This window comes from Halovenus halobia, from assembly GCF_051414135.1.
Classification (GTDB): Archaea; Halobacteriota; Halobacteria; order Halobacteriales; family Haloarculaceae; genus Halovenus; species Halovenus halobia.
On sequence record NZ_JBLKOA010000003.1, the window covers coordinates 123,106 to 140,005 of the forward strand.

At 61.0% G+C, this 16,900-nt stretch carries 17 protein-coding genes and 1 tRNA gene; 11 read left to right on the plus strand and 7 right to left on the minus strand.

The annotated features are described in order from the left end of the window. Nucleotides 1-108: 108 nt before the first annotated feature. Nucleotides 109-969 (minus strand): sulfurtransferase, encoded by an 861-nt coding sequence (locus ACMGFM_RS09785; protein WP_436902359.1) that lies wholly within the window; start codon nt 967-969, stop codon nt 109-111. A gap of 256 nt (nt 970-1,225) precedes the next feature. Here ACMGFM_RS09785 and ACMGFM_RS09790 point away from each other — a divergent pair, with 256 nt between their 5' ends. After that, nucleotides 1,226-2,023, plus strand: a complete 798-nt coding sequence (locus ACMGFM_RS09790; RefSeq protein WP_436902360.1) for a sulfurtransferase — start codon at nt 1,226-1,228, stop codon at nt 2,021-2,023. A gap of 74 nt (nt 2,024-2,097) precedes the next feature. After that, nucleotides 2,098-2,170 (plus strand) — tRNA-Pro (locus ACMGFM_RS09795). Between the two features lie 251 nt (nt 2,171-2,421). Here the strand turns inward: ACMGFM_RS09795 and ACMGFM_RS09800 are convergent. Continuing rightward, nucleotides 2,422-2,874: a type IV pilin domain-containing protein gene (locus tag ACMGFM_RS09800; RefSeq protein WP_436902361.1), complete on the minus strand. Its 453-nt coding sequence runs from the start codon at nt 2,872-2,874 to the stop codon at nt 2,422-2,424. Between the two features lie 386 nt (nt 2,875-3,260). Between ACMGFM_RS09800 and ACMGFM_RS09805 the strand changes: the two genes are divergently transcribed. Next, entirely contained in the window at nt 3,261-3,404 is a 144-nt protein-coding gene (locus tag ACMGFM_RS09805; RefSeq protein WP_436902362.1) for a DUF7560 family zinc ribbon protein, read from the plus strand. Here the strand turns inward: ACMGFM_RS09805 and mdh are convergent. Beyond that, a complete protein-coding gene (gene mdh / locus ACMGFM_RS09810) occupies nt 3,397-4,311 on the minus strand; it encodes a malate dehydrogenase (RefSeq protein WP_436902364.1) in 915 nt (304 codons plus the stop codon). The two genes, ACMGFM_RS09805 and mdh, sit on opposite strands and share 8 nt — an antisense overlap. Nucleotides 4,312-4,537: 226 nt before the next feature. On the opposite strand from mdh, the gene ACMGFM_RS09815 reads away from it, so the two are divergent. Next, entirely contained in the window at nt 4,538-5,986 is a 1,449-nt protein-coding gene (locus ACMGFM_RS09815; protein WP_436902365.1) for a replication factor C large subunit, read from the plus strand. On the opposite strand, the gene ACMGFM_RS09820 is transcribed toward ACMGFM_RS09815, so the two are convergent. Next, nucleotides 5,987-6,475: a COX15/CtaA family protein gene (locus tag ACMGFM_RS09820; protein ID WP_436902366.1), complete on the minus strand. Its 489-nt coding sequence runs from the start codon at nt 6,473-6,475 to the stop codon at nt 5,987-5,989. It abuts the gene before it with no gap. 112 nt (nt 6,476-6,587) lie between these two features. On the opposite strand from ACMGFM_RS09820, the gene ACMGFM_RS09825 reads away from it, so the two are divergent. Then, on the plus strand, nt 6,588-8,840 hold the full coding sequence (locus ACMGFM_RS09825; protein ID WP_436902367.1) for an NADP-dependent malic enzyme: 2,253 nt from the start codon (nt 6,588-6,590) through the stop codon (nt 8,838-8,840). Between the two features lie 68 nt (nt 8,841-8,908). On the opposite strand, the gene ACMGFM_RS09830 is transcribed toward ACMGFM_RS09825, so the two are convergent. Both ACMGFM_RS09830 and ACMGFM_RS09835 read right to left on the minus strand, forming a co-directional pair. After that, nucleotides 8,909-9,361, minus strand: a complete 453-nt coding sequence (locus ACMGFM_RS09830; protein ID WP_436902368.1) for a hypothetical protein — start codon at nt 9,359-9,361, stop codon at nt 8,909-8,911. A gap of 66 nt (nt 9,362-9,427) precedes the next feature. Beyond that, entirely contained in the window at nt 9,428-10,537 is a 1,110-nt protein-coding gene (locus ACMGFM_RS09835; protein ID WP_436902369.1) for a tRNA (guanine(26)-N(2))-dimethyltransferase, read from the minus strand. 162 nt (nt 10,538-10,699) lie between these two features. Here ACMGFM_RS09835 and ACMGFM_RS09840 point away from each other — a divergent pair, with 162 nt between their 5' ends. The 6 genes from ACMGFM_RS09840 (at nt 10,700) to cmk (ending at nt 15,336) form a co-directional block, all read left to right on the plus strand. After that, the gene (locus ACMGFM_RS09840; RefSeq protein ID WP_436902370.1) at nt 10,700-11,692 is read left to right on the plus strand and encodes a metal-dependent hydrolase; all 993 of its coding nucleotides are present in this window, start codon (nt 10,700-10,702) and stop codon (nt 11,690-11,692) included. Nucleotides 11,693-11,737: 45 nt separating this feature from the next. After that, entirely contained in the window at nt 11,738-12,364 is a 627-nt protein-coding gene (locus ACMGFM_RS09845; protein WP_436902371.1) for a hypothetical protein, read from the plus strand. Further along, on the plus strand, nt 12,351-13,001 hold the full coding sequence (locus tag ACMGFM_RS09850) for a DUF2238 domain-containing protein (RefSeq protein WP_436902373.1): 651 nt from the start codon (nt 12,351-12,353) through the stop codon (nt 12,999-13,001). The genes ACMGFM_RS09845 and ACMGFM_RS09850 overlap by 14 nt, the downstream gene beginning before the upstream one ends. A gap of 40 nt (nt 13,002-13,041) precedes the next feature. Beyond that, entirely contained in the window at nt 13,042-13,158 is a 117-nt protein-coding gene (locus ACMGFM_RS16655) for a DUF7859 family protein (protein WP_495849255.1), read from the plus strand. 40 nt (nt 13,159-13,198) lie between these two features. Next, complete coding sequence (locus ACMGFM_RS09855) at nt 13,199-14,287, plus strand: aminopeptidase (protein WP_436902374.1); 1,089 nt, start codon at nt 13,199-13,201, stop codon at nt 14,285-14,287. 431 nt (nt 14,288-14,718) lie between these two features. Then, a complete protein-coding gene (cmk, locus tag ACMGFM_RS09860) occupies nt 14,719-15,336 on the plus strand; it encodes a (d)CMP kinase (protein ID WP_436902376.1) in 618 nt (205 codons plus the stop codon). Here cmk and ACMGFM_RS09865 read toward each other — a convergent pair. Then, nucleotides 15,331-16,677, minus strand: coding sequence for a D-aminoacyl-tRNA deacylase (locus tag ACMGFM_RS09865; RefSeq protein ID WP_436902377.1), 1,347 nt, complete (start codon nt 16,675-16,677; stop codon nt 15,331-15,333). The genes cmk and ACMGFM_RS09865 overlap by 6 nt on opposite strands. Between the last annotated feature and the right edge of the window lie 223 nt (nt 16,678-16,900).

Sequence of the window (16,900 nt, forward strand, 5' to 3'; positions counted from 1 at the left end):
GACTGGCACTGTCGGCTCACCGAGCGGTGACACGGGTTGACGACGGAAAACAAAAACACGGGAAATCCGCAAGCAGTTCCAGAACAGCACCGCCAGGTAGCTGTCGGTTTAGTTGCCTTTTTCGATTGGCGCGCCGACGAGGTTGCCCCACTCGGTCCAGGAGCCATCGTAGTTGATGGTGTCCTCGTAGCCCAGCAGTTCGTGCAGGGCAAACCAGGCGACAGAGGAGCGCTCGCCAATTCGGCAGTAGGCGACAGTCGTCTCGTCGCCGTCGATGTCGTAGTCAGCGTACAGCTCTTCCAGTTCGTCAGCAGTCTTGAACGTGCCGTCGTCGTTCGTGACTGCGGCCCACGAAATGTTTTCTGCGCCGGGGATGTGGCCGCCACGCTGTGCGGTCTCGTCGAGACCTGGCGGGGCGAGCACTTCGCCACTGAACTCTTCAGGCGAGCGAACGTCGACAAGCGGCAGGCCGCGCTCGATTGCGTTGTCGACATCCTCTCGGTAGGCCCGAAGGGACTCGCGCGGACCGGAGGCGGTGTATTCGACTGCAGAGAAGTCAGGAACCTCGTCGGTGGTTGGGTAGTCGTGTTCTTCCCAGTATTCACGGCCGCCGTCGAGCAGTTTCACGTCGTCGTGGCCGTAGTACTTGAACTGCCAGTAGGTGTAGGCCGCGAACCAGTTGGAGTTGTCACCGTAGAGGACAACGGTCGAGTCCTCGGTGATACCGTGGGAGCCCAGCAGGTCCTCGAAGTCCTCTTTCTCGAGAATGTCCCGTCGTGTCTGGTCCTGCAGGTCTGTCTCCCAGTTGAAGCCGATTGCGCCCGGTGCGTGGCTCTCGTCGTACAGCTCGGTGTCAACGTCGACTTCGACCAGCCGGTGGGCCGGGTCGTCGCTCTGGAACTCGTCGAGGTGACCCTCGACCCAGTCCGCTGATACGAGTACGTCTTTTGCGTAATTGCTCTCACTCATGTTTGCATACTATACAACCATTTCCACGCATAAAGCGGTATTAATTGCGGCATGAGCCGCCACACGTTGGCTATTCCGGCAACACTAACCTGTTTCAGAAAGAGACTATCGCTCCAATTGCAACCAGCCACGCAGAGAGTCCACAACGGCATCCGGCTCGTGAGTGGTTGCCAGCAAATTGTAAGCAAAAGTTGCTGGTACCCTCGGACCCCTCCGAACGGATACGTTCAAACGAGTCCAGCCTAAATGTGCGGGCATGAGCGAACGAGTCGTTTCGCCCGCCTGGCTCGCCGACCACGAGTCGGCCCGGGTTGTCGACGTGCGCGAGGCGTGGGAGTACGACAGCATCGGGCATATTCCCGGCGCGGTGAACATCCCCTTCGAGCAGTTCCGCGCGGACGAACACGCCGCAGACGGCGGCGACGGCGAGGGGATGCTCCCCGGCGAGGACGCCTTCGCGACGCTGTTCGGCGAGGCAGGAATCAGCCGTGACGACCACATCGTGGCCTACGACGACCACCACGGCGTCTTCGCCGCGCGAGCGCTCGTGACGGCACTGTTGTACGGCCACCCGCCGGAGAAACTTCACCTTCTGGACGGTGATTTCAGCGCGTGGCAGTTAGAGCGCCAGGTTACGTCCGAGGAGCCAGCGGTCGAAGCAGTCGAGTACGTTATTCAGCGACCAGACGAGACACCGCTGGTCGATTCGGAGACTGTCGCCGACGCTATCGATGACGGAGAAACGGTCATTGTCGACACTCGTGAGGAGTGGGAGTTCGAGGACGGCCACATTCCCGGCGCGGTGCGACTCGACTGGCGAGAACTCGTCGACGACGAGACCCGCGGCCTCAAACCGCGGGCAGAGATCGAGGCCATCCTCGACGCGCAGGGGATTGCCCCCGAGAAGCGGATTCTACTGTACTGTAACACCGCTCGGCGGATCAGCCACACCTACACCGTGCTCAGCCATCTCGGCTACGAGAACGTCGGCTTCTACGAAGGCAGTCTGACTGAGTGGGAGAGTGAGGGGCGGCCGATCGAAGCTGAGTCGTGAGAAATGGTCGCACAGCCCACTCCAGCGCGGCAACGAAACGCTTACACTTGCGTCCCTCCCAGCAGTAGATACGAGGGACTGTAGGGTAGCTTGGTATCCTTCGGGCCTTGGGTGCCCGTGACCCCGGTTCAAATCCGGGCGGTCCCACTCCACCTTTTTCTGCGTCGGGTGCGCTGCGCGCACCACTCCTTGAAAAACGTGGGTGAAAAAGGCTGAACGCTCGGCTTCGCCTCGCGTTCAGTGAACCGCCTCGCTTCGCTCGGCGGACGAGGAAGCAAATATCAATAACCCCGTTGGTATCACGACGACTGACGACTAGACCATTGAGATCGTCCCGCCGCCAAAGTGAGACTGTTGGCACTGGTCAACGTTGTATAAAAAGAAAAGTGTGGTTTCGTTTACGAGGAGTCGGAGTAGATCGTCGACGCGTCCTGGTCAGACGGGTTGTAGATGACTTCAATCTCCCACTCTTCGACGGCCTTGTCGTTGTCAACGGAGAAGCTGAATTCGTCGCCAGCACTCGCCGTATCGTCTGACACGCCACTGTACGTGACATTGCCACTGAAGCTTCCACCTTGCATGTCAATTCCATCATCACTGTAAGTGGTGCCGTTGGCAGTGATTTCCATGTTGATCGTCGTAACCGTCGAGTCAAATTCATCACCGCCGGTGATACTGAAATTCAGATTTTCGCCATCGCTTGACGAATCAATCGTCGGACTCGGCGCCGGTTCGTTGTTCCCCCCAAGCCCGAGTACGAACGACGCGATGACAGCCGCGAGAATAACCGTAATCGCGACCATCAGGATCACGCCGATCACTGGGCTAACTGCACTGTCGTCGTCAAACATTGCTTTGACTCGTTGCATTCCAGTTCAATCCCAGTACAGAGAATTACATAAACCCCCATGTTCGATTAGCAGTTTTGATATTTGATTTCAACTAGATGACTGTTTTCACTACCATAACGGCGGTTTCACGACCAGAAAAAAGGCCACTGTACAGCGATTTTGAGAGATACATAAATTTGTGATGTCAATCACGAGTGTTTTGGGTGAAAATCAACGCTGAAAATTTGGCTCGTCTCGACGGTGCCGCCACGGACTCGAACCGATATCGACAACGCAATCGGAGCCAACTACACCGCGCGCGGACCCGTATAGTAGACAGACCGTATTTAAAACAACCCACATACTCAGGACAACGAGCTATGTGAAAGAGAACCATACTCTAAGATATGCAAGCATCTGATGGGCAAGCGTTCGTCTGTCCGGCATGCGGGGGAACAATGAGCGTCTCGCCAGCGACGCGAGAAGCAGTGATGCGAAACGGCTGTCCGTTCTGTACCAGCCACGTCGAGGGGGCCGTCGACGTTAGCTAATCTGGTCGTACTGCTCGGAGAGTTTGTCGGCGGCTTCCTGCATCTGGTCGCGCTCGAAGTCGGTCAGGTCCCACTCGATGACCTCCTCGACGCCGTTTTCGCCAAGTCGAACCGGGACACCGAAGCCAACGTCGTCGTGGCCGAACTCGCCGTCCAGCGGAATCGAACACGGGAGCACTTCGCCGGTGTCGTTGAGAATCGCGTCGACGATGTGGGCAACACCGCGGGCCGGACCCCACTCTGTCGCGCCTTTGCGTTCGATGACGTTCATTGCGCTCTCTTGCAGGTCGGAGAGAATCTCCTCCTGTTCGTCTTCGGTGAACTCGGGGTCAGTGCCGTCGACACGGACCTTCGAGAAGACCGGAACCTGTGCGTCGCCGTGTTCGCCCAGAATCGTCGCTTCGACGTTGCCGACGGGGGTGTCGAATCGCTCCGAGAGGACGTAGCGGAATCGGGCGGAGTCGAGTCGACCACCGAATCCGATGACCTGATTTCGGTCGCGGTCGCCGGCCTCGTAGAGGTGGCGGTTGAGCAGGTCGACCGGGTTGGAGGTTGTGACGGTGATGAAGTCGTCGCTGTGTTCCGCAAGTGAGTCCTGGATGTCTTCCATGATCGGCGCGTTATCGTCAGCCAGGTCGAGTCGAGAGTCGCCCGGACTGCGCGGGAGACCGGCCGTGATGACGACGACATCCGAGCCAGCGGTGTCGGAGTAGTCGCCCTGTCGGACCTCAGTGTTGGAGTCGTAGGCGATCCCGTGGTTGGTATCCGCAGCCTGCCCGACGGTGACGTCTTCCTGTTCGGGAATATCGACGAAAACGACTTCGTCAGCGATGTCTTCGAGTGCAATTGTGTACCCTGCTGCCGCGCCGACGGTGCCTGCCGCACCGACGATGCTTACTTTTGCCATGGTTGCAATTCCTTCAGCGCTCGCCGTAAACATGTCGAAACCAGATTAGCCATACGCCAGAGAAACGAACTGTCGAGCCCAAAACCAGTTTTGTCAGTGTCGAAGCGGCGGAGAATTGGACGAATCACTGGAAATGGATCGTATCGACTGGAAACACGTCGGCCCTTCTGAGGTCGGCGGCGGCCCGTCCACAACCCCTAAGCGCGGCCCGGACAAACTCCCGACAATGACTGATTGGACGGAGAAATACCGGCCTGCGTCGCTGTCGGAACTCCGGGGCAACGACAAGGCCCGCGACGCACTCCAGAAGTGGGCCGCGACGTGGGACGACCACCGGAAAGCCGTCATTCTCCACGGCCCGCCGGGCATCGGCAAAACCTCGGCCGCACACGCGCTGGCGGCCGACCTGGACTGGCCGACCATCGAGTTGAACGCCTCAGACTCCCGAACGAAAGACGTCATCGAGCGAGTTGCCGGTGAGGCTGCGAAAAGCGGCACCCTGACCGCGGGCGGCAGCGGGCGTCGACTCCTGATCATGGACGAGGCCGACAACATCCACGGGAATGCCGACCGGGGCGGGTCGCGGGCAGTGACCTCGCTGGTTAAGGAAGCCAGCCAGCCGATGATTCTCATCGCGAATGATTTCTACGACATGTCGAACGGGCTGCGCAACGCCTGTGAGGACATCGAGTTCCGTGGTGTCTCCAAGCGCTCGATTCTCCCAGTTTTGCGTGACCTCTGTCGCAAGGAAAACATCGAGTTCGACAGTGAGGCCCTCGAACAGATCGCCGAAACCAACAACGGCGACCTCCGAGGAGCAATCAAGGACCTGCAGGCGCTCGCGGACGGAAAGGACCGCCTCGAAGCCGACGATGTCGTGACCAGCGAGCGAGACACGACGGAGGGTGTCTTCGATTATCTCGACACCGTCATCAAGAAGGCCGGCCCACAGGAAGCGCTAGAGGCGAGTTACGATGTCGACGAGACACCGGACGACCTCATCAACTGGATTGAGGACAACATGCCCAAAGACTACCACGGCGAGGAACTCGTCCGTGCATACGATTTCTTGGCGAATGCTGACCGGTGGCTCGGGCGCGTGCGTGCGACACAGAACTACTCGTTTTGGCGCTACGCGGGCGACAACATGACCGCTGGTGTCGCTGCTGCTCGCCAGGGAGAGAAAGGTGGCTGGACGCGGTACGGCCCGCCGAGTTACTGGTCGAAACTCGGCCGGTCACGGGCGACACGGGACAAGCGCGACCACATTGCCCGGAAAATTGCCGAGGCCAACGGTGTGAGCATGAGCACGGCGCGCCGAGAGATTATGCCACAACTCGCAGTGATGACTCACCACTGCACGAACCGCGACCTGACGGTTGCGATGGCTGCCCGGTACGAGTTCGAGGCCGAACACGTCGCGTTCGTGACCGGCAGCGGCAAAAACACGAACAAAGTCGAATCGATTGTCGAAGACGCGAACGAACTGCGTGAATCCGAGTCGGTCGCCGCTTCACAGGGCGCCTTCGAGGGGTCACCCGAGGAACCTGACCCCGACGTCGAACTGGAGACGGCTGAATCAGCGGAGACTGAGGACGAGCAGGCGGTTGCGGAAGAGGAGAGCGAAGACGAAAGCGAAGACGACGAGCAGGCGGGACTGTCGGATTTTATGTGATCAGTCGCCGGCGACGGCAGTGTCAGTCTCGGCCTCTGTCGTCGTTGGGTCCGTATTGTCAGCAACCCAGTACGAGCGCGCCGTCGCGTAGACCAGTCCGGCGAAGATCAGTTGCGCGGCGGTCTGGTGGAGCATCGAGGCAGTGACCCCGAAGTTGAGTACCGTGTTCGCACCGAACAGAATCTGCAGCGGAAGCATGACGATTGCGACGCCCAGTGCGGCGGTTATTTGGCGGTCGTACTCGCCACGCCAGGCCACGAGGCCGCCGCCGAGAATCATGAAGCCGACAACCATCGCGACCAGTCGGTGGAACCACTCGACGAAACTAGGCCACGTCGCGGGGAACAGCCCGAGATAGCCGTCACAGAACGGCCATCGACCCGCACAGGTCAGTCCGGCACCGATCTTTCCGGTGTAGACGCCAAGGAGGATGAGTCCAAAGGCGCTGACTGTCGTTACAGTCAGGTAATGGCGGAATGAGGGGCGCATACACGGCTTTCAGGAGCCGAGATATTTCAATTGTCGCATTCTTCCCGTCACAGGGGAAACCGAAGGCAGGGGTTCCGATGCTCTTTTGGGCTCTCCGGAGACTCATATGTGCATGGGACTAGACGAGGACGCACTCGACTACCACCGGGAAGATCCGCCCGGGAAAATCGAGATTTCGACGACGAAACCGACGAACACACAACGCGACCTCAGCCTGGCGTATTCGCCGGGCGTGGCCGCTCCGTGTCGAGAGATCCGAGATGACGTCGAGAAGGCCTACAGCTACACCACGAAAGGCAACATGGTCGGTGTTGTCTCCAACGGCACTGCGGTGCTCGGACTCGGTGATATCGGCCCGCAGGCCAGCAAACCTGTCATGGAAGGCAAAGGCGTACTGTTCAAACGCTTCGCCGACATCGACGTCTTCGATATCGAACTCGACCACGACGACCCCGAGGCGATGGTCACGTCGATCAAGGCAATGGAACCGACCTTCGGCGGTATCAACCTCGAAGACATCAAGGCGCCGGAGTGTTTCGAGATCGAGTCGCGCCTGCGCGAGGAGATGGATATCCCCGTCTTCCACGACGACCAGCACGGGACGGCAATCATCTCCGGAGCAGCACTACTCAACGCGGTCGACATCGGCGGCAAGGATATCTCTGAACTCGATATTGTCTTTTCGGGAGCTGGAGCGAGCGCGATCGCGACCGCACGCTTTTACGTCTCACTTGGAGCAGACAAAGACCGGATCACGATGTGTGACTCGGGCGGCATCATCACCAAAGAGCGAGCCGAATCCGGTGATGTCAACGAGTTTAAACAGGAGTTCGCCACCGACGTGCCGGAGGGGAGCCTCGACGACGCGATGGAGGAGGCCGACGTGTTTGTCGGCCTCTCGGTCGGCGGGATTGTCGACCAGGATATGGTCCGGTCGATGGCTGACAACCCGATTATTTTCGCGATGGCCAACCCCGACCCCGAGATTAGCTACGAGGACGCCAAACAGGCCCGTGACGACACGGTCATCGTCGCGACGGGACGCTCGGATTACCCGAATCAGGTCAACAACGTGCTCGGATTCCCGTTCATCTTCCGGGGTGCACTCGACGCACGCGCAACTGAGATCAACGAGGAGATGAAAGTCGCCGCCGCGGAGGCGCTGGCGGAGCTCTCCCGCGAGGACGTGCCCGACGCAGTGGTCAAAGCCTACGGCGACGACCCACTGCAGTTCGGCCCCGATTACATCATCCCGAAACCACTCGACCCGCGCGTGCTGTTCGAGGTTGCGCCCGCCGTCGCCGAGGCGGCGATGGAGAGCGGCGCGGCACGGGACGACTTCGACCTCGACGCCTACACCGAGCGGCTCGAAGCCCGACTGGGCAAGTCCCGTGAGATGATGCGGGTCGTGCTCAACAAGGCAAAGAGCGAGCCAAAGCGGGTCGTCCTCGCGGAGGGCGACGACGAGAAGATGATTCGGGCGGCCTACCAGCTCACCGACCAGGGCATCGCCCAGCCGATTCTGCTGGGTGACCGCGAGGAAATCTGGGCACAGATGGAGGAGTTGGGACTGAACTTCGAGCCCGAAATCGTCGACCCAGACGCGGACAACCTCGACCCCTACGCCGACCGACTCCACGACCTGCGCAAACGCAACGGTCTCACCCGCCGAGAGGCCGAAGACCTCATCGAGGATGGTAACTACCTCGGCAGCGTGATGGTCGAAGTCGGCGACGCAGACGCGCTGTTGACCGGACTGATGCACCACTATCCGGCCGCACTCCGCCCGCCGCTGCAGGTGATCGGTACCGCCGACGACGCCGATTACGCCGGTGGCGTCTACATGCTCACGTTCAAGAACCGGGTCGTGTTCTGTGTCGACGCGACGGTCAATCAGGACCCGAGCCGCGATGTGCTCGAAGAGATGACCCGCCACACAGCCGAACTCGCCCAGCGGTTCAACGTCGAACCGCGGGCAGCGCTGTTGTCGTACTCTGACTTTGGCAGCGTCAACAATCCCGGGACCCGAAAAATTCGCCGCGCGGCCGACAATCTCCGCTCGGACCCTGACGTGGAGTTCCCTGTCGACGGCGAAATGCAGGCCGACACGGCTCTCGTCGAGGATATTCTCAACGACAGCTACGAGTTCTCCGAACTCGACGACCCGGCAAACATCCTCGTCTTCCCGAATCTCGAAGCCGGCAACATCGGCTACAAACTGCTCCAGCGACTCGGCGGCGCGGAGGCCATCGGGCCAATGCTCGTCGGAATGGACAAGCCGGTTCATGTCCTCCAGCGGGGCGACGAAGTGAAGGACATCGTCAACCTCGCAGGCGTTGCGGTTGTTGACGCACAGGAAGAGTAAAGCGAGACGCGACGTTCAGAGCGTCTCGAAATAGCGGACGGCAAAGTAGTCGCTTTGTCTGGTGTTACTTACTCGGCGTATCCGAACAGAACCGAACCAACGAGGAAAACACCAAGCCCGATGGCGACGCCACCGCCGACGGCAAGGAGAATGTCCTCGAAAACGAGTCGGAGTGTAAACATCCCAACAGCGGCGATTTCCAACCCGGCACCGAAAGCAGCCGTGTTGATTCCGCCAGCGTCGGTCTCTGGTTCGGTGGTGTCGAATCCAGTTGTCTCCTCAGCGGCAGAACTCTCCTCGGACTGTTGGAGTATCCACGGCATGAACAGCGAGGACCCGACTGCAGAGAGCAGGCCGACCAGCGCACCGAACAGTAGCGCGTTGGTGTCGAACACAAAATAACTGGCCGCAGCGAGCGCAACGCCGCTCATCACACCCGAGCCTGCGCCCATGAACTTGGCAACTCGTTCGTCTACCTGTTCACCGTCAGCACTGCTGGCACGCGACGATTCGTTGGACATACCCACTGGTACAGACGTATCAATCAAAACGATATCCGTTTGTTTCTGGGCCAGAAACCCCGCCAGTCACTCGAACAGCGTCGCCGTTGCCTCGCGAGCCTCCGCAACGGACGCTGTCGTCTTGAACGTCGTGCCGCCGTAGTGTGTGCGCGAGGCCTCGAATCCGGCGTCGTGGAGCGCGCCGAGGAAGGCGTCCATCGCTGGAGCCGGCTCACCCCACTGCTCACAGAGGCGGTGCTGGTCGAAATGTGTCGGCTGGTCGAGTTCTGTTGCGAGACGGTCAATCAGGTCACGGGCCTCGTCGGCGGCCCCCATCTCGTCGTCGAGGGCAGCCCGGACCGCGGGGAGAAACTCCGAGTCGCAGATGCGGTCGAGCCAGACCGGGCCTGCTGTCGTGAGCTCGCTCCCGCAGTTCGGGCACTCAGCCGGTGACTCCGCGAGCAGGCCAGCCTCGTGCTCGCGGTGGAGACAGTTCATACAGTGGTAGATAAACCCTAATCCCTTGACGACAGCATTCGCGTCTCGCGCGCCGCGGTCGAGTTCGAGATACGTCCGGACGTAGTGGTTTGTGGCGTGGGTCAGGATTGGACGAATCGCGATGTCGTACCTGGCAGCCGTCCGGGCCAGTCCCGACAGGAGAATTCGGACGCCCATCTCGGCGTGGTACTCGGTGTTGCGCGGGACGGCGCTGTACGAGCGGACACCACTCTCGAAGTGTGCGCCACACAGCGGCGCGGTGTCCGTTGCAGTGACACAGAGGAGATTGCGTGTCCCCTGGAAAGCAGCGTCGGCAAACGGAATTGGCGTGCCAAAGGGGTCCAGGTCGACCACGTCGAAGTAGTCCTCGTGCAGAACTGCGTTGACATCGCGCTGGACAGTCGCCGCGTCGAGTTCGTTCGCGTCGAGATTCTCTCGACAGAGGTCGAGCGCTTCGCTGTCGACATCACAGCAGGTCACGTCCCAGTCGTCGGCCGCCGCCCGGACACCGCGAATCCCGCTGGCAGCCATCGCGTCGAGATAGCTCTCTGCGCGTGGTTCGCGCTCGCGGTAGGCCCGAAGCACCGCGACGGTCAGGTCGCGGTTGAGTTCCTGCACAGGGTTGAAAAAGACCCCGTCGCCGACCCCGTCCTCTTGCTCGGGGACCTCAATGTCGACACCGCCTTCCCGAACGTGCATGCTCGTACTGGCCGTGCCAGTGCGAAAAGTAACACGGTCCGCGTCGAGGACCGAGACACGAGACGCCAATTCTACGGAAAATCGGCCGGAGTGCGTGTCTAACGCGAACATGCCGCATTGTAGCCGCGAGACTTATATTTGCTGACCGTGTAGTATCGCAAAATGTTCATCGGTCACGCACTCCTGGCGTTCGCCCTCGCGATGCTGGTCGCACAGTGGCGCGGGTGGGGACAGCGGGAAGTGCTCGCGGTCGGCGTGGCGGCAGGAGCGTTCGCTGCACTGCCGGATGTCGACGTACTCTACGCCGCTGTCGCGATGAATCCCGCCGCGCTCGTGGCAGGCACGGGCGTCGACCCTGGGGCGTTCTGGGGGCCAGCAAACGAGGCCCACCGGCTGATGACACACTCGCTGGTCGTCGCCGCCATCGCCGGCCCGGCCTTCGGACTCTGGGCGTGGCGTTCGGCTGACCGGTGGCAAAGCGTCGCCGGAAGTGTCGCCGCCGTCGGTGTACTCGTTGCGCTCGTCGCCGTTGCAGCAGCGACAAGTGGCCTAATCGGTGCGTTCGTCATGGGTGCGTTCGCCCTCTTCGGGCTTGGAATTGCAGAACTCTCCCGGTCGAAGCTCCAGTTGCGAGCGAGGATTATCGGGCTCGCCGCGACGGCCGGCGTTGCCTCGCACCCGTGGGGTGACCTCGTCACCGGCGAACCGCCAGCACTGTTCTATCCCCTCGATGTGTCGGTGCTCAGCGGTCGCGTAATGTTGAGTTCGGACCCAACGCTACACTTGCTCGGCGCCTTTGCCCTGGAATTGGCCGTCGTGGCGCTGGCTGTGGCCGTGCTGGCCCGACAGTTGGGGTACGAGCCCCACCGCCTCGTCGACCGGCGTGCGCTCGTCGGGGCGGGGTACGGTGTCGCCGCGGTGGTCATGGCCCCGCCGACGATTCACCTCTCCTATCAGTTCGTCGGCTCGATTCTGGCTGTCGGCGGTTTCGTCGGTGTCTCTCAGCCCGCTGCGCTCGGACGGTCCCGACTGCGGTCGGTGTGTGACCGACTAGTCGGAACAACTGAGCGAACGCTCCGAACGACACTGACTGCACTGGCTGGCGTCGGGATCGCGTTGGTGAGCTACGGGCTGGTCTACCTGCTCGTGGGCTGACCGCCCCAGAGTTACTGTTAAACGTAACCCCACCGAAGCAGTAGTATGTCCGGGACTGCGCTCTCTGATTTGCTGTCCGAGCGCCGGCGAAACGCGACGATAGCCTGGCTGCTGTTGGGCATCGCGGCGTTGGCCGGCATCGGGGGTGTCATCGTCACTGGCCCCCTCTGGTCGGTGTTCGCGGTCGTAATCGTCCTGTTGGGGCTCGTGCCGCCGGTCTCCTTCCGCTCCCGGTACGTCATGCTCCCGTGGGAGGTGCTCGCGGTTGCGCTGTTACCGTTGATTGGCATCGCACTCGGAGCCGGCCGGCTGTCGAGCCCACTCGTCTCCTATCTCGCAATCGCGGCAGTCGGGCTGGTCATCGTCGTCGAGCTCGACTCCTTTACTTCGATTCAGATGTCGCCGGGCTTTGCCATCGTCCTCGTCGTCGCGTCGACGATGGCTGCCTCTGCCCTCTGGGCAATGCTCGAGTGGTACGTCGCCATCGCTCTCGACAGGAGCTTCGAGCTCACGAACGACGAACTGATGATTGAGTTCATCTACGCCGTCTTCGCGGGCTTTGTTGGGGGCATAATCTTCCGGACGTACTTCAGGCGCTACGTCACCCAAGGCAGACGCGTTCCCGAGGAGTTCGAGGACACCGTCGAGGGGGGACACCATGTCGACAATTAGTCGGATACTGCCCAGCGAGCGGCGGCAACGGCAGCTAACGAGGGCGATGGAACTGCTGTTAATCGGGCTGTTGTTCATCGGTATCGACCGTGGCAGCGTCGGCATCATCGTCAACACGGCTGCGTCGCTGGTGGTCGTCCAGTTGCCGGCGTTTCTCGAGCGCGACTACGACTTGGTGATGAGCCCCCAGCTCGTGCTGTGGATCACGGCAGCAGCCTTCCTGCACGGCCTCGGAATCGTTGGGATTCCGGGCGTGACGCGGTCGTTCTACACCAACATCTGGTGGTGGGACCACCTCACACACTCGCTGTCGGCGTCGGTCGTCGCCGCGGCCGGGTACGCGACGGTCCGCGCCGTCGACCTGCACTCGGACGACGTCGAGATTCCCGGACGGTACGTCGGTGTCATCCTGCTGATTTTCGTGCTCGCGTTCGGCGTCCTCTGGGAACTACTCGAGTTCGCAATCGGCGTCACTGCCGACCTGCTCGATACCAAAGGCATTCTCACACAGTACGGCATCGAGGATACCCTGAAAGACCTCACGTTCAACACGATGGGCGGAATCATCGTCGCAATCTGGGGCGGACTCTACCTGTCTGACCTCTCGACGGCGATCAGCGAGAAACTCGGCTCGTGAGCCCGTAACCTCTTTTTCGTTGGCCGACAAGACAGCTAGTATGAATGGAATCATCGTCATGTCGATTCTCGGTGTCTTTCTGTTGTTCATCTTTTTCGTCTTCCTGATGCTCCGGCGAACGACACAGGAGTTCAAGCGGGGCATGAACGGCGAGTAGACCCAAAAGCGGTTTGACGATTCCGCCCTTCGAGTAGCGTATGGATCCACGTGTCCGCAAACACGCAGAAGTTATTGCAACGCATTCTGTCGATCTTTCCGAAGGCGACAATGTCGTCATCGCCGCGCCGCCTGCGGCCGACGACCTTGCTGTTGCTCTGCACGAGGTCATCGGCGAACACGGCGCAAATCCGGTCGCACTAAACGGCAACGACCGGTTCAGCCGTGCCTACCTCCGCTCGCGCGACGACGACTTCGAGACGCCCGAACACGAACTCGCACTCATCGAGGAGACAGACGTGTTCATCGCAATCCGAGCCAACGAGAACGTCACCGAGACCAGCGACGTCAGTCCGGAGACAAACGCCGCCTACTCACAGGCCAAACAGCCAATTCTCGACGAGCGACTCTCGAAACGCTGGTGTCTCACACAGTATCCCGCACCGGCGAACGCACAACTCGCAGAGATGAGCACACCGACCTACGAGAACTTTGTCTGGGACGCCATCAACAAAGACTGGGGGGCCGTCCGCGAACACCAACAGCAGATGGTCGAGATTCTCGACCCGGCCGACGAGGTACGCATCATCTCCGGCGAGACGACCGACGTGACGATGTCGATTAGCGGAAATCCAACGCTCAACGATTACGCCGAGAAGAACCTCCCCGGCGGCGAGGTGTTCACCGCGCCGGTCCGCGACAGCGTCAACGGTGAAGTGCTGTTCGACAAGCCACTGTACCATCAGGGCCGAGAAGTGACCGATGTCTATCTCGAGTTCGACGAGGGCAAAGTCGTCGACCACGACGCCGAAAAGAACGCGGATGTGCTGACGAACGTGCTCGAAACCGACGAGGGCGCCCGATATCTCGGCGAACTCGGCATTGGAATGAACCGCGATATCGACCAGTTCACCTACAACATGCTGTTCGATGAGAAGATGGGCGATACCGTCCACATGGCCGTCGGCCGGGCGTACGGCGACACCGTCGGCGAGGGGAACGAACAGAACCAGAGCGCGGTCCACGTCGATATGATCGTCGACATGGCCGACGATTCGCGAATCGAAGTGGATGGTGAGGTTGTTCAGCGAAACGGCACGTTCCGGTTCGAGGACGGCTTCGAGCAGTAGCGCCGCGAGCGACGGAGGAGCGAGCGGTTTTTTCATCGACGTTTTTCGAGTCGAGCGAGACCAGCGGTCTCGCTGTCTTCTCACGGGTCTTCGACCCGTTCGAATGTCCGAGGGATCTCCGATCCCTCGCTAACCGTGCGAACGGCGCTTCGCGCCGTGAGCAGAGAGTGGTGCCCGCAGCGAACGAAGTGAGCGAGGACACCCGACGATGAAAAAGGTCGTGGCGGAGGATTCGCGAATCGAAGTGGATGGTGAAGGTGTTCAGCGAAACGGCACGTTTAGATTTGAGGACGGGTTCTGAGCGAAGCGAAGAACTCGTCAAAACGAACGGGAAGCGAAGCGCGAGTAGCGAGCCATCACGGGCCGTGTAAACACTCGACATGGCAGAAAGAGAACGTCCTGTTTTTACTTTTGGCGAGCGACCGGCGTGTATGGTCGAGCAAGGAACAACGGTGTCGCCGATAGACGCAAACCTCTTCGTGACAGTCTCGGGGCCGCCGGGTTGTGGTGCAACGTCGCTGTGTACGCGGCTGGCGGAGGCACTCGACTGTCCGTACGTTTCAGGGGGAGAGATTTTTCGAGAACTGGCAGAGGACCGCGGGATGGGGCTGACTGAGTTGAGCGCGAAGGCACAGGAATCGGACGATATCGACCGTGAGCTGGACCAGCGCCTGCGCTCGATTGCGGAGAAGTGGGGGGCCTCGAACAAACCGTTCGTGCTGGAATCGCGGCTGGCAGGGTGGCTCGCGGGGGAACGAGCCGACCTCCGAATCTACCTGAACGCACCGGAAGAAGTCCGAAAAGCACGAATTAGCGACCGCGAAGAAACTGCCGCTGAGATGAGTGTCCGAGAAGTCAACGAGGCCGGTCGGTACGAGACCTACTACGACATCGACCTCGACGACCGGACGTTCTACGACATGCACATCAACACCGCCCGCTGGAGTCAGGAGGGTGTCTTCAACATCGTCGCCGCCGCAATCGAGGGCTACGACCCCGAGACTGACGAAGGGTCGTTCCCGACGCCACCGACCGATTTCGATTTATAGCTCGAAGGTGACTTCGCGCTCGGTCTGGACCTGTTCTGGGGGGATTGTCCGCCCGTCGACTTCGACAGCCTCGCCGCTTGCGAGGCGGCCGAACGCCGGACCTTCTGAGAGGCCGAACGTCTTCGCTTTCTCCGGGTCGAACTGCTCCGTGCGGGCAACGATGCGGTCCTCGGAGCGCTGAATCTCGTCGTAGCGCGCTTCGAGCACCGCAACGAGGTCGTCGAGAACTGTCTCGCGGTGGCGCTGTGCAGCGAGCGCGACTGCCCCCGTCGGACGAGTGCCGCCTTCCTCAGTCTGGAAGGCGAGCACTCGCTCGGTAAGGAGTTCGGTGACACGCTCGCGGTCGATTCCAGCGGCTTCCTCGACCAGCCCTTCGGGCAGCGAACTGGGCAAAAAGTCAGTTCCTTCATGGGTATTTGCAGAAGTTCCAAGCCGTAAGCCATCGGCAATGGTGCCGAGTTCGGTTTCGAGTGCCTCGACGAGGTCGAGGTCGACACCATCAGTTTCGCGGACCCACGTCTCCGAGACGGCGCGGTACCCAGCGTCCTCGATAGCGTCGAGCAGTTCCGGCCGGTCGCCGTCGACGAGACCGTAGGCGGCGCGACTCTGCTCGAAGGCCTGTTCGATGACAGACTGTTCAGCCGAGGCCGGGACCGCGTCGAGGCCCCAGTCGACGCCAACGTGGCCGACGCTCCAGCCTGTCTCGCGGACGACTCGCTCGAATCGGGGGGTGTAGTGGCCGCCGCCGAAGCCGGCGAGATGCCGGCGGCGGTTGTCACTGCTGGCTGGCCGGTCGGCCGGAACGTCGCGCAAGTCGAGGATTGCCCGGGCGGCCGCGCGGCAAGCGGCCTCGTCCGCCCACTGTGGCTCTGCGCTGCCGACTTCGACGAACATCGAGGGCGCGCCGACCGTCGACGGGCCGTGGTGTGTCCCTTCCATCCCAACGTCGTACTCCTCGGGAGCGTGGTCACGGAGCGCGTCGAGCACAGCGTCGTGGGCGTTCGGGCAGGCCCGCGCGAGGTCGTTGTCCCTGCCGCCGTGTTCGGCAGGGCCGAAGTTGCCCGTGTGGTGTGCAGTCAACAGCGGTCCTGTCTCGCCGCTGTGGCGAGAGGCAAAGACGAGCAGGTCCGGGTCGTCGAAGACCTCGGCAGGCCGGTCGAGGTTGAGATGCCAGTCCTCGAACTCGCGGAGTGTGGCACCCTCCGTCCGGTAGACGGTTCCACCACCGTCGGCGTCGGGACGGCTGTCATCGGTTGCCTCCGACCACTCGGCAACTGCTCGCAGTTGTGCACCGATATTGACGGAGGCAGAATCTGCACGAGAGACAACAATACCGAGCATACCACGATTCGGAGACTCTCGGCCGAAAAGGTTGCTATCCGCCCGTCGCGACTGGCCTGTCTGTGGTACAGGATATGATACGTCGGTCGGATGTTCCTACTGAAAGCCCAATTCTATTGAGACTCCAGTAGCAAGCCAGCGGACAGCCAGTTTCTCACCGACGGCTGGATTCAGTCCGAAGGCAGGCCAGCACTGTCGAGCGCAATCACGGAACGAGAGGTTA

What these genes read in the sequence shown, in the direction of transcription:
- cmk (WP_436902376.1), top strand. Translation starts at nt 14,719, where the DNA reads ATGGTCGAGCAAGGAACAACGGTGTCGCCGATAGACGCAAACCTCTTC.
- ACMGFM_RS09850 (WP_436902373.1), top strand. Translation starts at nt 12,351, where the DNA reads ATGTCGACAATTAGTCGGATACTGCCCAGCGAGCGGCGGCAACGGCAG.
- ACMGFM_RS09820 (WP_436902366.1), bottom strand. Translation starts at nt 6,475, where the DNA reads ATGCGCCCCTCATTCCGCCATTACCTGACTGTAACGACAGTCAGCGCC.
- ACMGFM_RS09815 (WP_436902365.1), top strand. Translation starts at nt 4,538, where the DNA reads ATGACTGATTGGACGGAGAAATACCGGCCTGCGTCGCTGTCGGAACTC.
- mdh (WP_436902364.1), bottom strand. Translation starts at nt 4,311, where the DNA reads ATGGCAAAAGTAAGCATCGTCGGTGCGGCAGGCACCGTCGGCGCGGCA.
- ACMGFM_RS09805 (WP_436902362.1), top strand. Translation starts at nt 3,261, where the DNA reads ATGCAAGCATCTGATGGGCAAGCGTTCGTCTGTCCGGCATGCGGGGGA.
- ACMGFM_RS09840 (WP_436902370.1), top strand. Translation starts at nt 10,700, where the DNA reads ATGTTCATCGGTCACGCACTCCTGGCGTTCGCCCTCGCGATGCTGGTC.
- ACMGFM_RS09785 (WP_436902359.1), bottom strand. Translation starts at nt 969, where the DNA reads ATGAGTGAGAGCAATTACGCAAAAGACGTACTCGTATCAGCGGACTGG.
- ACMGFM_RS09790 (WP_436902360.1), top strand. Translation starts at nt 1,226, where the DNA reads ATGAGCGAACGAGTCGTTTCGCCCGCCTGGCTCGCCGACCACGAGTCG.
- ACMGFM_RS09825 (WP_436902367.1), top strand. Translation starts at nt 6,588, where the DNA reads ATGGGACTAGACGAGGACGCACTCGACTACCACCGGGAAGATCCGCCC.
- ACMGFM_RS09800 (WP_436902361.1), bottom strand. Translation starts at nt 2,874, where the DNA reads ATGTTTGACGACGACAGTGCAGTTAGCCCAGTGATCGGCGTGATCCTG.
- ACMGFM_RS09835 (WP_436902369.1), bottom strand. Translation starts at nt 10,537, where the DNA reads ATGCACGTTCGGGAAGGCGGTGTCGACATTGAGGTCCCCGAGCAAGAG.
- ACMGFM_RS09830 (WP_436902368.1), bottom strand. Translation starts at nt 9,361, where the DNA reads ATGTCCAACGAATCGTCGCGTGCCAGCAGTGCTGACGGTGAACAGGTA.
- ACMGFM_RS16655 (WP_495849255.1), top strand. Translation starts at nt 13,042, where the DNA reads ATGAATGGAATCATCGTCATGTCGATTCTCGGTGTCTTTCTGTTGTTC.
- ACMGFM_RS09845 (WP_436902371.1), top strand. Translation starts at nt 11,738, where the DNA reads ATGTCCGGGACTGCGCTCTCTGATTTGCTGTCCGAGCGCCGGCGAAAC.
- ACMGFM_RS09865 (WP_436902377.1), bottom strand. Translation starts at nt 16,677, where the DNA reads ATGCTCGGTATTGTTGTCTCTCGTGCAGATTCTGCCTCCGTCAATATC.
- ACMGFM_RS09855 (WP_436902374.1), top strand. Translation starts at nt 13,199, where the DNA reads ATGGATCCACGTGTCCGCAAACACGCAGAAGTTATTGCAACGCATTCT.